Source organism: Thalassovita sp. ABM4_323 (genome assembly GCF_056158665.1).
In genome coordinates this window covers 7,501-20,411 of record NZ_JBSWTS010000007.1, presented here as the reverse complement: position 1 = coordinate 20,411, position 12,911 = coordinate 7,501, and the positions used below count along the sequence as shown (strand labels likewise).

Here is a 12,911-nt window from a genome sequence, read left to right as displayed (position 1 = left end):
CGGCCAGGAACAGCAATTGGAACATGCCTTGATGCGCGTGCGGCTTAATTTGCCAATCATATAGGTGAGATCGCGTGGAAATGGCCTCGATATGAACGAATCTCAGATCATCCTCGGGGGTTTCTTCGCCATAGAGCCCATAGATCGAGACTTCGTCAGATTTTTCCATTTCAGCCCTCTGATCCGGGAAATGAAGGAAAAGTACCAAAGATTCAGGGCGGCGTCCATTGTTGGTTCCCCCGCCCATGTGGGACAACGGGACATCAGATTTAACACCAACCAAGGCATGGGAGGACCCAAGAAGGTGTTTCGCTTCGATCCCTATTCCCCCGCAATGGATGCCGATCCGCATCCATTCTACAAAACCCTGAGGGATGAACATCCCTGTTTCTGGTCCGAAGAGGCCGGTATGTGGGTCTATTCGCGCCACGAGGATATCGTGACCGCGCTGAACGACTGGCAGACCTATTCCTCGGCCAAAGGCAACCTGGTGGACGAACTGCCCAACCGTGCAGGCAACACCCTGGGGACCACTGATCCGCCACGCCACGACCGCCTGCGCGCTCTGATCCAGAAGGCCGTGATGAAACGCGCCCTGGAATACCTGGTCGAGCCGACGCAAGCCGTGTGCCGCAAGCATCTGGACGCATTGGCCGGTGAGAAGAGCTTTGATTTCGTCAACGACTACTCGTCGAAAGTGACGGTTGACCTGCTGTTCCACCTGTTCGCCATGCCGGCCGAAGGCCAGGAAGAAGTGCGCGACAACGCTGTTTTGATGGTCCAGACCGACCCCAAGACGCGTAAAAAGGGCCCCGAGCATCTGGCCGCCTACGAGTGGATGGCCAATTATGCCGAGAACCTGGTGCAAGAGCGCAAGAAAAACCCGGGCGAGGATCTGCTGTCCAACTTCATCACCTCGGAAATCGACGGTGAGAAGCTGAAGGACAAAGAGGTTCAGCTGACCGTGACCACGCTGATCATGGCCGGTATCGAAAGCCTGTCGGGGTTCATGGGTATGATGGGTCTGAACCTGGCCGATCATGCGGACGCCCGTCGCGCCGTGGCCGCAGATCTGTCGCTGATCCCTGACGCGATGGAAGAATCGCTGCGCTTCAACACCTCGGCTCAACGGTTCCGCCGCTGCCTGCAAAAGGACGTGGAAATCCACGGCCAGACCATGAAGGCCGGTGATTTCGTGATGCTGTGCTATGGCTCGGGCAACCGCGATGATCGTCGCTGGGGCGAAACCGCTGATGTCTATGACATCACCCGCAAACCTCGGGGTCACCTGGGCTTTGGCGGCGGTGTGCATGCCTGCCTGGGCACCGCGATTGCACGTCTGGCCTGTAAGGTCGCCTTCGAAGAGTTCCTGGGTCGCTATCCCGACTTCGAGCGGATGCAAGAGCAACTGCCCTGGGTGCCCTCCTCGAACTTCCGCAGCCCGATGCAGCTTCAGCTGTCGGTCGCGTAACCCAAACTGCTTAGATGCGGCGGCGCTGTCCCCTCGGCGCCGCCGTTCGCATATCTGAAAGAAGGAATACCAAGATGCCAAAGGTTACCTATATCGAATTCGACGGCACCGAGCGCGAGGTCGAGCTGCCCGCCGGTTGGTCCCTGATGCAAGGCGCCACGCTGAATGGCGTGGACGGAATCGAAGGCGAATGCGGCGGCTCGTGTGGCTGCGCGACCTGCCACTGCTATGTCGACGAAGCCTGGATGGACAAGCTGTCGCCCATGTCCGAAACCGAAGACGACATGCTGGATTGCACCGAATCTCCGCGGGAATCCAACAGCCGTCTGAGCTGCCAGATTCAGGTCACGCCTGAAATGGACGGTATCGTGATCCGTCTGCCCGAGGTGCAAAGCTAATGTCGGGCGTGGTCATCATCGGGGCCGGTCAGGCGGGGTATCAGACCGCTGAATCCCTGCGCAAAGAAGGTTTTGACGGCGCGATCACCATCATCGGTGAAGAGCCCTATGCCCCGTATCAGCGCCCGCCGCTGTCCAAGGCCTATTTGCTGGGTGATACGGACAAGGACCGCCTGCGGTTTCGGACCGAGGAATACTATGCCGATCAGAACATCGACCTGCGGGTGAATGTTGCGGTCACCGGTCTGGACGCGGCTGCGCGTCAGGTGACGTTGTCGGACGGAACGGCGCTGGCCTATGATGATCTGGTTATCGCGACGGGCGCGCGCGTGCGCGAAATCCCCGTGCCTGGCGCGGATCTTGAGGGCATTTTCTATCTGAAAACCCTGGATGACGTAGACGGGATCGAGGCGCGTTTGGCCGATGTGGACAGCGTTGCCGTGATCGGTGCGGGCTTCATCGGGCTGGAATTCGCCGCCGTCGCCCGCAAGCTGGGCAAAGAGGTTACCGTGCTCGAGGCCGCGCCGCGTGTGATGGGCCGCGTCGTGACCGAGGAATTGTCGGACTATTTCACGGGCGTGCATCAGGGACACGGGGTAAACGTGGTCTGCAACGCTTTCGTGTCCGGGTTCGAAGGCGAAGGCGCCGTCAGCGCCGTGACCTGCAAGGATGGCAGCAGCTATCCGGCGCAATTGGTCGTGGTGGGCATCGGCGTTATTCCCAACGCTGAACTGGCGCAGGCCGCCGGGATCACCTGTGACAACGGTATTGTCGTGGATGAAAACGGGCGCACCTCGGACCCGCATGTCTTTGCGGCGGGGGATGTCGCGGCCTATGCCCATCCCTTTGCGGGTCAGTTGATGCGGTTGGAATCGGTGCAAAACGCGGCCGATCAGGGCCGGATCGTGGCTGCGGCCATCGCCGGAAATCCCAAACCTTATGACACGGTGCCGTGGTTCTGGTCGGATCAATATGATCTGAAGCTCCAGATGGTTGGCCTGCAAATCGGGTGCGATCAAACGGTGCTGCGCGGTGACAAAGAGGCCAAGAAGTTCTCGCTTCTGCACTTCCGTGACGGCCAGCTGCGCGCGATCGACAGCGTCAATGCCGCCGCTGATCACATGATGGGGCGCAAATTGCTGGCCGCAGGCATCAGCCCCACGCCCGAGCAGGCCGCGGATACCAGCTTCAAGCTGAAATCACTGCTCTGAGGTCTGTTTCAGGCTGTCCGCGATCAGGGCCGGGGTGCTGGCCCAATCGATCATTGCGGGCAGCCGCGCGCCGCTGAAGTCTGCGGCGCCCAGGGCTTGGGGCATGTCCTCCAGCATATGCCCCGCATTCAGGGCAAAAAAGGGCAGGCAGATCGCCTGTCCCAGACCGCGTGCCATTGCCTCGACATGCGGCGGTTCTTCGATCAACCCCACCCGAGTTCGCAGGAACCCCATGCGCCGATGCAAGGTTGCGGCCATGGCATAGGTGCTGTTGGCGCTGGTGCGCGATACGGCACTGCCATGGGCGGCCACCAACAAGCCCGTGTCTTGGGCGCTCCACCCCTTGTTGTTAAGAATCGCCCCCAGCTCGGCCTCGGCGCAATCGGCCAGGTGTGGTTCGACCCCAAAGGGGCGCATTTGGATCAAGCCGCGCGCTTTGGACTTTGGCGCCAGAACGCGGCCGGTAAAATAGCCCTCGGCCATGAAATAGGGATAGACCAGCGGGGCAGACAGCGCCTCAAACGCGGCATCCAGTGCCCCATCGGCGGCCAGGGTGGCGCCGCGAATATCCCATTCCGGCAGATTGGCGTTCACCTTCTTGGCCAGCGCTTGCAGGTCACGCTCTTGCGTGTCCGGGTCCGAAGGGCTGCCATGGGCCACGATCACGGCGGCGCGGGTAGGTTGGGACATCGTCTCTCTCGGTCTGATCAGCGCCAAAGTTAGAGCAATTCACGCGCCCGGCAAGCCTAGCCCAATCGCCGGAACGTGGCAGTCCCTGCGGCAGATAACGTGAACAGCGCCGCGGCGACGCTGACGATGGTTGGCCCGGTTGGTGTATCGAACAAAAACGACAGTTGCAGCCCCCCAAGCGCCGACAGACCGGCCAACAGCGCGGCGATAACGGCCATACGTTCAGGCGTGGCGGCAAAGGGGCGCGCGGTGGCCGCAGGGATGATCAGCATGGCGGCGATCAGCAACACGCCGACGACCTTGATCGCGACCGCCACAACCAAGGCCAGAGCCAAGGTCAGGATCATCTGCTCGCGCTTGGGATTGACCCCGGCCGCATGGGCCAGATCCTGATTCAACGAAGCCAGCAACAGCGCCGACCAGCGCCACCAAAGCAGGGCCAGAACCAGGACGGTGCCGCTCCAGATTACAGCCAGATCGCCTTGGGTGACGGCCAGGATATCGCCAAACAGATAGGACATGAGGTCGATCCGGACCCCGTCCAGAAAGGACACCGCAACCAGCCCGACCGCCAGCGCGCTGTGGGCCAGAACGCCCAGCAACGTGTCCATGGCAAAGCCACGTCCGCTGAGCACCGAGACCGTTGTGGCCATGACCAGAGCAGCGATCAGTGCCCCCGTAAAGATCGAGGTCGAAAAGGCCAATGACAGCGCCACGCCCAGAATTGCGGCATGGGCCGTGGCGTCCCCGAAATAGGCCATCCGGCGCCACACCACGAAACATCCCAGGGGCGCAGCGGCCAGCGCCAGACCCAATCCAGCCAAAGCGGCCCGGACCAGAAAATCATCTAAAAACCCGGTCATTGAGCAGCCTCGTGGGAATGGTCGTGATCATGCTCGCACGCTTCGTCATGCGTATGGTTGTGCTCGTGCCGGTACAATGCCAGTGCGCCCTGGGTGCCCGAGCCGAACAGCGCGCGGTACTCAGGGGCCGAGGCCACGTGTTCAGGTTCTCCCTGACAGCAGATATGCCCGTTCAGGCACAGCACCCGGTCCGAGGCCGCCATCACCACATGCAATTCATGGCTGACCATCAGCACAGCACATCCCAGCTCTTGGCGGACATGCTCGATCTGACGGTAAAACGCGGCCGATCCGGGTTGGTCCAGCCCCTGAGTGGCCTCGTCCAGGATCAGCAGTTGAGGCTCGTTCAACAGCGCCCGCGCCAGCAGCACCCGTTGGAACTGACCGCCAGACAGGTTGGACATCTGGCGATTCATCAGATCTTCGACGCCGGCTTCGCTCAGCGCTTTGCGCGCTCGTTTGCCGGAAACCCGATGCGGCAAGTTCAGAAAACGGCCGACCGTCAGCGGCAATGTTGGGTCGATATGCAGCTTCTGCGGCACATATCCAATTCGCAAACCGGGCGTGTGCTGTACGGTTCCTGTCTGTGGTTTCAGCGCGCCGATCACGGCCTTCAGCAAGGTTGATTTACCCGACCCGTTGGGGCCGACCACGGTGACGATCTCGCTGGCATTGATGTGAAAATCCACGTTGGACAGGATCGGCTGACCGTTGGCTTTCACGGTCATGTTGCGCACATCTATCAGGCTCATTTACGTGTCCTTGACCAATGCATCGGGGGCCTGACAGTTGGGGCACAGCCCCTTGGCCTCGATCACGGCCTTTTCGATGACAAAACCTTCGGCATGGGCGGTCTTGCCCAGCGTATCTGCGGAAACATGGGCGGTGGCCTCGGCGACCGCGCCACATTCGCGACAGATCAGAAACATCGGCGTGTGTTCTTGCCCGGGATGGGTGCAAGCGGTGAACGCGTTCAGATGTTCGATCTTATGGGCAAACCCGTTCGTCACCAGAAAATCCAGGGCCCTGTAGGCAACGGGGGGCTGAGAGCCCAGACCCTCTTCGCGCAGCTTGTCCAGAATTTCATAGGCCCCCAGGGCGCGATGTTCATGCAGCAGGATTTCCAGAACACGGCGCCGGGTCGGTGTGAACTGCAGCCCGTGTTCTTTGCACATCTGTTCGATCGCACCAAGATTGCCCTCGATGCAACTTAAATGGTCATGTTTGGCAAAACCGACAGGGTCCATTGGGCGCCTTTCAGGATCGGAGCATTTAGTCCTTGATATGGAATAGTGTAACAACTATCAACCCGCGTGATGTTATACAATTACATGAGGTAAGACATGCGTTCGTTCATTTGGGTTGCGGCCGCGTCGCTGACCACCCCTGCCTGGGCCGAGGCCCCCAAAGTCGTAACTGATATTGCGCCCGTGCATTCGCTGGTCGCGCAGGTGATGCAAGGTGTGGGCGAGCCCACCAATCTGGTGGATCCGGGCGCGTCGCCTCATGGGTATGCGCTGCGCCCATCGCAAGCGCGCGCCCTGAGCGAGGCCGATATCGTGGTGTGGGTCGGCGAGGGTCTGACCCCGTGGATGGAACAGCCCATGGAGGCCCTGGCCGCCAAGGCCGAGTTGGTCGAGCTGCTGGAGCTTGAGGCGACGATCAAGCTGGAATTCCGCGAAGGCGCCACCTTTGCCGCGCATGATCATGACGAAGATGGCCACGAAGAGCACGGCCATGACGAGCATGAAGAGCACGGTCACGACGAGCACGAAGAGCACGGCCATGACGAGCACGAAGAGCATGGTCACGACGAGCACGAAGAGTATGGCCACGACGAGCACGAAGAGCATGGCCACGACGAGCATGAAGAGCACGGCCACGACGAGCATGAAGAGCATGGGCATGACGAGCATGAAGAGCACGGCGATGATGAACATCACGATCATGATCACTCGGGCGTTGATCCGCATGCCTGGCTGGACCCGGCGAACGCCAAAATTTGGCTGATGGCCATCGCCGAAGAGCTGTCTCATCACGACCCGGACAACGCTGCGACCTATGCCAAGAACGCAGCCGAGGGCGTGGCCCAGATGGATCAGCTGATCGCCGAGCTATCCGCAGATCTGGCGCCAGCGCATGATCTGGGCTTTGTGGTGTTCCATGACGCGTATCACTATTTCGAAAGCCGCTTTGATCTGGCGGCCACGGGGGCGATCTCGTTGGGGGATGCGTCTGATCCCAGCGCCGCGCGCGTTGCCGAAGTCCGCGAAGCCGTGCATGACCTGGGCGTGACCTGCGTGTTCGCCGAGCCGCAGTTCAATCCCGGCCTGATCAAAGCTGTGTCCGAGTCCGGCGTGACAGTGGCCGAGATCGATCCGCTGGGCGTCGGGGTGGAGATGGGTCCGAACCATTACGCTCAGACCCTGCGCGCTCTGTCGAACAGTATCCTGGGCTGCCTAAAGTGATCACGCGCCAAAGGCCGCGTCGAACGGAGCTGGAAGGTCAAATTCCTCCAGCACCCGCGCGCGGCCTTCGGCAGACATTTTCCGCGCCGTGCGGACCACGATTTTTTCCAGCGCTTCGGGGGTCTGCGTGCCCGCAAAGGGCTGGAAATACCATTTGAGGAAGGTGAAACAGATCACGTCCTCCAGGGCCTGCACCCCGGCATCGCGCTTGATCCCCTCTTTGCGCAGCATGACGCCGACGCGGGCCTGATCCTCGGCACTGTAGCCCGCATCCGCCATCATTCCGGCCAGGCGTTCGCCGTGGCGGCGCCCCTGTTCCTTGCGCCAGTCCAGATATCCGGTGCGCCCTTCGGGGTAGTCCTTGCGGGGCAGCAGCCAGCGTTCCACATGCTGTCCACGCGCCGCGATCTGCAACACTTCGGAGGCATCGGGAAACAGGCGTGCCAGTTCCGCGCTCATCCGCTCGCCATAGAGCTGCGCCGCTGCGCGGCCGTCTTCTTGGGTGGGGTCGGCGGCGTTGGCGGCATCGATTGCAGACAGAACAGAGCTGAGGCGGTCGGTCATTGGGGGCCTTTCGTGACAGAAACTGGTCTCACTATATCGCGCGTGAAAGGCGTGCAAAGCGATATATCCCGAGAATGTGTTTCGCCCGGCACCGATTGTGAGTTACCAATCAAGGCAGACGGAATTACCCTGCGCCGGTGGGGGCTTGCGAGGTTTTGTAAGTGCCATGAGAATTTGCACAGCGATCGTAGCGGTGATTTTGGCCGCTTTGGGCGTGGCACCGCCTGTCGCGGCGCAGGTGCCTTCGTATTTTCTGGATCTGGACACGGGTGGGCACCGCGCCACCATCCGCGACGTGGATGTCAGCGCCGATGGTCAGGTGATCGTTAGTGCGGCGGATGACAAAACCGTGCGGGTCTGGGATTGGCAAACGGGCGACAGCACCGCCATCCTGCGCGGCCAGATCGGCCCGGGAAACGAGGGGTTGGTGAATGCCGTGGCCCTGTCCTCGGATGGGGCGATGGTCGCAGTGGGCGGGTATTTCGGCGGGCATTTGGATACCGACGGCCCTTTTGGCGACATTCGCATTTTCGATCTGCGCACCGGGGCGGTGGTGAACGTCCTGAAGGGGCACCAATATATGGTCGAGGCGCTGGCCTATGATCCGGGGCGCGACGAGCTGGTGGCCTCGGGGCAGGGGGGGCAGGTCTGGCGCTGGTCCGCGCCGTTCTCTGATACGCCTGCGCCGCTGCCAGTGCTGGACACCCAAGCCTGGCGCGTGTCCGAGGTTGCCTTTGCCGCAGGTGGCAAACGCCTGATTGTGGCGACTTATGACTTTGGGCTGAGGATCTGGGCTCTGGACAATGACCAGCCCGTGACCGCGCCCGATGACGAGGCGCTGTGGGATTACCCGCTGATCGCGGTGGCCGTCAGCCCGGATGGAGCGCAGTTCGCTTTGGCCAATGATCAGGGTCAGGTCACGGTGCGCGATGCCATGACCGGCGCCGTGCTGCACCGACTGCCGCAGCGCCCCTATCGTGTGGATGCGATGACCTTGGCCGGGGATGTGCTGACGCTCAGCTGCGGCTATCGCTGCGCCAGCAAATACGGCACCGAAATCTGGTCCGTGTCCTCGGGCCAGCAGATCGCAAGCTATGACACGCAGGACGTGGGCATTCATGCCTCGGCGCTGATGCCCGATGGCCAGCAGGTGCTGACCGCAGGCGGGCGATTGCACGCGCTGCATCTGTGGCGGGTCGAAACGGGATCAACCGTCACCCAGATGGGAGGGATCGGAGCGCCCGTAGCCTCGGTCGGGATCAGCGCCAACGCAGACCGGATTGGCTGGGGCAGCGATGATCCTTGCCCCGAACTGGCGATTTGTCCGGCGATCATGGGAACGCTGGCGCAGGAAATGGAGCTGCCGACACAAGAGCGCAGTTTTGAAAAGCCGGCCCCGCGCGGGGCCGCGCGCCTTGGTCGCGCGCTGACACAGCACCCCGATCTGCCGGTCAGCCTGAGCAGCGAACCGGGGAGCGGTTTCGAGGGCTCGCGGCTGGAGCTGGGCGACGTGGCGATCGTGAAGGGCCCCGAGGATGGCTATTACCACAGCGCTTACAGTTTCGTTTCGGGCCAGGATCAGATCATTCTGGGCGGCGGCAACGGAATCTTGCTGGCGCATGATCTGACAGGCGCTGGTGCGGGCGAATTCGTCGGCCATACCAGCGACATTCTGGCCCTGGCCGTAGCCCCGCGCGCCAATCGGGTGCTGAGCGGCAGCCGGGACCAGACCTTGAAACTGTGGAACCTGGAAACGCGCGCGCTGATTGCCTCGATGTTCTTTGCGGGCGAGGATTGGATTATCTGGACACCGCAGGGCTATTTTCATTCCTCGCCCAACGGGGATCGGCTGGTGGGCTGGCACATCAATCAGGGGCAGGACCGCGAGGGGCGCTATGTCCGTGCGCGGCAATTGCGCCAGCACCTGCACTCGCCTGAAATCGTGCGGCGCGCGATCCTGACCGGCCAGGCCCGACAGGCGGCCCTGGATCTGCGCGGGCGTGACAACGAACTGGACGAGCTGCTGACACGCGAACCGCCCGAGTTTGATATCCGCGTCGCAGACGAAGTGCAGGCCCCCGACGGATTCGCGGTGATCGAGGTGTCCGGCACCTCGTTGGAAGAGGTCGAAAGCTGGGGGTATTCGGTGCTGGTCAATGACCGGCGGGTGCATCCGGTGCGCGCGGGCGGTAGCGCGGGCAAGCTGCTGTACAATGTCCCGCTGGAGGACGGCGAAAACCAGATCACCGTCAGTGGCCAGAACGATTTCGGCTATGTGACCGAACGCAGCGCCGTGGCCCTGTTCAAACGCAAAAAGAAGATCGAGAAAAAGGGCAAGCTGTATGTCGCCGTGGTCGGGATCAACAACTATCCCAAACTGCCCGATGCCTGTGGCGGCAAGCCGTGTGATCTGCGCTATCCCGTGGCCGATGCATTGGAGTTTTTGAACGTGCTGCGCGAACGGACCGCGCCCTTATATACGGGCATGGAAACGCTGGTGATGGTCAACAACGAGGTGCTGGAGGCCGACGCCCCGCGTCAGGCCGCGCTGTCGTTGCATATGGACCCGCTGGACGTGCTCGAGCCCGAGGCCCGCGCGATCAGCAGTGAATTGGTCGATTTTCTGACACTGCCCGGCCCCGACGATACCACGGTGATTTTCGTCGCCGGTCACGGGATGAACCTTGAGGAACAGTATTTCCTGCTGCCCACGAATGCGCAAAAGCGGGGGGACCGCTGGCGCACGTCCTCGTTGGTGGATTGGAGCGTCATTCAGGAAGAAATATCCTTTGCCCAAGGGCGCCGCATTCTGGTGCTGGACACCTGCCATGCCGCCAATGCCTTTAACGCCAAGCTGGAAAAAGAGGCCGCCGATGCGCGGGTGGTCGTCTTCTCGGCGACGGCGGCGAATAACACGGCCGGTGAACGCGCCGATCTGGGCCACGGGATTTTTACCTATGCGATGCTACAGGGCTTGCGCGGTGGGGCGGACAAAACCGGCGATGGCGTGCGCTTGCTGGGCCTGGCCGACTATGTCTATCACGAGGTCGTTCGGCTGAGTAAAAAGAAGCAAGAGCCGTTCTATCACATCTCGCAAACCGCGAATTTCCTTTTGGCGCAGGGGGCAAAGTGAGGCGGCTTCTATACAGTATTATATGGGCGCTGTGCGCGGGGCTGGCGCAGGCGGGCTGTCCCGAGGGTGATTTCACGACTTTCTATACCAAGCCAGACGTGTTCAACGCGGGGCTGGAGCGGGCCGCAGATGTGGCCCCGATAGTGGGGATTCGCGGCGCGATCCTGCCGCATCATCTGGAAATGCCCGAGCTGGTGGCCGCAGGCATCGCCATTGCCGCCACCCCCGAGGTCAAACGCGCGATCGTGCTGTTCCCGGATCATTTCTATCAGGCCAGCAGCCCCTTTGCGGTGACGACGCGCGGCTTTAACACGATCTTTGGCCCGGTTCAGACCGACGCGCAGGCTGCGGCCAGCCTGATCGGTGGCCCCGTCACTGAAAGTTGCCTGTTTCAGAAAGACCACGGCATTCGGGCGGCCTTGCCCTTTGTGGCGCGACTGATGCCGGGGGTGCAGATCGTGCCGGTGGCGGTCTCGATCAATTCGGATCGGGCGGAATGGGATGTGATGGTGGACCGCCTGCGCCCGCTGATGCAGCCCGGAACGGTGGTGCTGCAAATCACCGATTTCTCGCATTACCTGCCGCTGCACCAGGCGCGTTTGCGCGACCAGCAGGTGCTGAACGTGCTGAGCGCCGGGGATATCGAGGCCGCCGCGCGCTTTGTGCAGCCCGATCATGTGGATTCCGTCGGGGCCATGTATATCGCGATGACTCTGATGGCCGAGCAAGGCGCCCAGCCGGTTGTTGTCGCCAATGCCAATATGCAAGAGCTCTACAGCCGCTTCATTCCTGAAACCACCAGCTATGTCACCGCCGCCTATCTGCCCAAGGGCGTGGATGCGCCGCCCTTGTTCGGGGCGCAGCGCTTTGTGATTGGCGGGGATTTGTTTCTGGGCCGGGTGCTGCCTTCGTTGCTGAGTGACGAGCTGATCGCGGATCGCGTGACCAAGGCCGCACTGGGCGCGACGCGCGGCCTGCCCCTGGTGCTGAACCTCGAAGGCGTGCTGCTGCCCGACATGCCCTCGCAATTGGATCATATGGTGCTGGCCATGCCGAGCGGGATTGTGCAGGACTGGGCCGCGCGTTTGAACGTCGTGGCCGTATCGCTGGCCAACAACCATGCGCGCGATATCGGCGACAGCGGTCTGGCCGAAACCCGCCGCGCGCTGGATCACATGGGGATCGCCTATTTCAGTCAGGGCGAGGTGCTGGACATGATGGGCGTGGCGCTGGTCGGGCTGACGGATCTGGATGGGCGTGCAATGCCCCGGGTGGATCGCCTGACGCCCGATTTGCTGGACCAGGCTGTTCTGGAGGACGCAGAAACCCCCGTTCTGGCCTTTTTGCATTGGGGGCAGGAATTCGTGACCGAACCGGGTCCGCGCGAGGCTTGGATCGCCGAACAACTGCGCCGTCGTGGCGTCGCGGCCATTATTGGCGCGCATCCCCATGCTGTCAGCGATGGGGCGCAGGTCTTGGGCGGTGGGGATACGGTTGTGATGCACTCGCTGGGGAATTTCCTGTTTGATCAGCTGCCGCCGCACAGCTCGGGCGGGCTGGCCGAGGTGCGGGTTTTTCCGCAGGGAACCCTTTCGGTCCGGCCGCTGCCGCTGCCGCATCTGTTCCAGCTGACACAGGTCGAGTGACTTAACACTTGTCCGAAACGCTTTTCGCCTTGTAGCCTTCCAATAACGAGCCGCGAAAGGAATGATGGCATGACGGACAGGGTAAAAGGTTTGATGATCGGCGCCGCACTGGCCGTGATGGTGGGAGTGTCCGGAACGGTTGTGATGGCCGAGCAGGCGAGTGCCCCCGCCCTTCAGCAAAAGCTGCATGTTATCTATGATCCCGTCAGCCGCGAGGTCGCGCGCCGCATGGTTCGCGTGATTGATCCGCATCCGGAAATGGGGCTGGAATTCACATGGGAGCCCGCAGCGGGCAATTGGCCGGGTGTCACGCCCGAAGGGTTCGCCCATGGCAAAGGGCGGCTGTCCTGGCGGGTGCCGGGCGCGGCCAGCTATGATCCGCGCACGATGCACCACAGCTATGACGGAATGGTGAAAGACGGCCGGTTCCACGGGGCCGGGCGGCTGAGCTATCGGGATGGGTCGTT

The 12,911-nt window shown here is 61.9% G+C and carries 12 protein-coding genes (1 of these 12 running past the window's edge); 7 read left to right on the top strand and 5 right to left on the bottom strand.

The genetic code is table 11. The annotated features are described in order from the left end of the window. Positions 1-304: 304 nt before the first annotated feature. The 3 genes from ACXADQ_RS02325 to ACXADQ_RS02315 all read left to right on the top strand — a co-directional run bounded on the left by ACXADQ_RS02325 (position 305) and on the right by ACXADQ_RS02315 (position 3,080). Positions 305-1,471: a cytochrome P450 gene (locus ACXADQ_RS02325; RefSeq protein WP_475314782.1), complete on the top strand. Its 1,167-nt coding sequence runs from the start codon at positions 305-307 to the stop codon at positions 1,469-1,471. A 74-nt stretch (positions 1,472-1,545) separates the two neighbouring features. Next, positions 1,546-1,869, top strand: a complete 324-nt coding sequence (locus ACXADQ_RS02320) for a 2Fe-2S iron-sulfur cluster-binding protein (RefSeq protein ID WP_475314778.1) — start codon at positions 1,546-1,548, stop codon at positions 1,867-1,869. Then, entirely contained in the window at positions 1,869-3,080 is a 1,212-nt protein-coding gene (locus tag ACXADQ_RS02315) for an NAD(P)/FAD-dependent oxidoreductase (protein WP_475314774.1), read from the top strand. Before ACXADQ_RS02320 ends, ACXADQ_RS02315 begins: the two co-directional genes overlap by 1 nt. Here ACXADQ_RS02315 and ACXADQ_RS02310 read toward each other — a convergent pair. From ACXADQ_RS02310 to ACXADQ_RS02295, 4 genes are read right to left on the bottom strand one after another with little or no spacing between them, the layout of a single operon-like run. Then, positions 3,069-3,770: a CbiX/SirB N-terminal domain-containing protein gene (locus ACXADQ_RS02310; protein WP_475314772.1), complete on the bottom strand. Its 702-nt coding sequence runs from the start codon at positions 3,768-3,770 to the stop codon at positions 3,069-3,071. The genes ACXADQ_RS02315 and ACXADQ_RS02310 overlap by 12 nt on opposite strands. Positions 3,771-3,826: 56 nt before the next feature. Next, complete coding sequence (locus ACXADQ_RS02305) at positions 3,827-4,633, bottom strand: iron chelate uptake ABC transporter family permease subunit (RefSeq protein ID WP_475314770.1); 807 nt, start codon at positions 4,631-4,633, stop codon at positions 3,827-3,829. Continuing rightward, entirely contained in the window at positions 4,630-5,385 is a 756-nt protein-coding gene (locus ACXADQ_RS02300) for an ATP-binding cassette domain-containing protein (protein ID WP_475314767.1), read from the bottom strand. Before ACXADQ_RS02300 ends, ACXADQ_RS02305 begins: the two co-directional genes overlap by 4 nt. Continuing rightward, the gene (locus tag ACXADQ_RS02295; protein WP_475314763.1) at positions 5,386-5,880 is read right to left on the bottom strand and encodes a Fur family transcriptional regulator; all 495 of its coding nucleotides are present in this window, start codon (positions 5,878-5,880) and stop codon (positions 5,386-5,388) included. A 96-nt stretch (positions 5,881-5,976) separates the two neighbouring features. On the opposite strand from ACXADQ_RS02295, the gene ACXADQ_RS02290 reads away from it, so the two are divergent. Beyond that, on the top strand, positions 5,977-7,101 hold the full coding sequence (locus tag ACXADQ_RS02290; RefSeq protein WP_475314759.1) for a zinc ABC transporter substrate-binding protein: 1,125 nt from the start codon (positions 5,977-5,979) through the stop codon (positions 7,099-7,101). Here ACXADQ_RS02290 and ACXADQ_RS02285 read toward each other — a convergent pair whose 3' ends face one another. Continuing rightward, on the bottom strand, positions 7,102-7,665 hold the full coding sequence (locus tag ACXADQ_RS02285; RefSeq protein ID WP_475314756.1) for a DUF4202 domain-containing protein: 564 nt from the start codon (positions 7,663-7,665) through the stop codon (positions 7,102-7,104). Positions 7,666-7,831: 166 nt separating this feature from the next. Between ACXADQ_RS02285 and ACXADQ_RS02280 the strand changes: the two genes are divergently transcribed. From ACXADQ_RS02280 to ACXADQ_RS02270, 3 genes are all read left to right on the top strand, one after another. Then, on the top strand, positions 7,832-10,798 hold the full coding sequence (locus ACXADQ_RS02280; RefSeq protein ID WP_475314752.1) for a caspase family protein: 2,967 nt from the start codon (positions 7,832-7,834) through the stop codon (positions 10,796-10,798). Beyond that, entirely contained in the window at positions 10,795-12,444 is a 1,650-nt protein-coding gene (gene amrB / locus ACXADQ_RS02275) for an AmmeMemoRadiSam system protein B (RefSeq protein ID WP_475314748.1), read from the top strand. The genes ACXADQ_RS02280 and amrB overlap by 4 nt, the downstream gene beginning before the upstream one ends. Positions 12,445-12,513: 69 nt before the next feature. After that, on the top strand, positions 12,514-12,911 hold the beginning of the coding sequence (locus ACXADQ_RS02270) for an MORN repeat-containing protein (protein ID WP_475314745.1). 1,438 nt of this gene lie beyond the right edge of the window; 398 of the gene's 1,836 nt are visible here — the first part of the coding sequence; its start codon is at positions 12,514-12,516; its stop codon lies off the right edge, out of view.

Coding starts and splice junctions, on each gene's coding strand:
- ACXADQ_RS02300 (WP_475314767.1), bottom strand. CDS start 5,385: ATGAGCCTGATAGATGTGCGCAACATGACCGTGAAAGCCAACGGTCAG.
- ACXADQ_RS02315 (WP_475314774.1), top strand. CDS start 1,869: ATGTCGGGCGTGGTCATCATCGGGGCCGGTCAGGCGGGGTATCAGACC.
- ACXADQ_RS02305 (WP_475314770.1), bottom strand. CDS start 4,633: ATGACCGGGTTTTTAGATGATTTTCTGGTCCGGGCCGCTTTGGCTGGA.
- ACXADQ_RS02280 (WP_475314752.1), top strand. CDS start 7,832: ATGAGAATTTGCACAGCGATCGTAGCGGTGATTTTGGCCGCTTTGGGC.
- ACXADQ_RS02310 (WP_475314772.1), bottom strand. CDS start 3,770: ATGTCCCAACCTACCCGCGCCGCCGTGATCGTGGCCCATGGCAGCCCT.
- ACXADQ_RS02320 (WP_475314778.1), top strand. CDS start 1,546: ATGCCAAAGGTTACCTATATCGAATTCGACGGCACCGAGCGCGAGGTC.
- ACXADQ_RS02285 (WP_475314756.1), bottom strand. CDS start 7,665: ATGACCGACCGCCTCAGCTCTGTTCTGTCTGCAATCGATGCCGCCAAC.
- ACXADQ_RS02295 (WP_475314763.1), bottom strand. CDS start 5,880: ATGGACCCTGTCGGTTTTGCCAAACATGACCATTTAAGTTGCATCGAG.
- ACXADQ_RS02290 (WP_475314759.1), top strand. CDS start 5,977: ATGCGTTCGTTCATTTGGGTTGCGGCCGCGTCGCTGACCACCCCTGCC.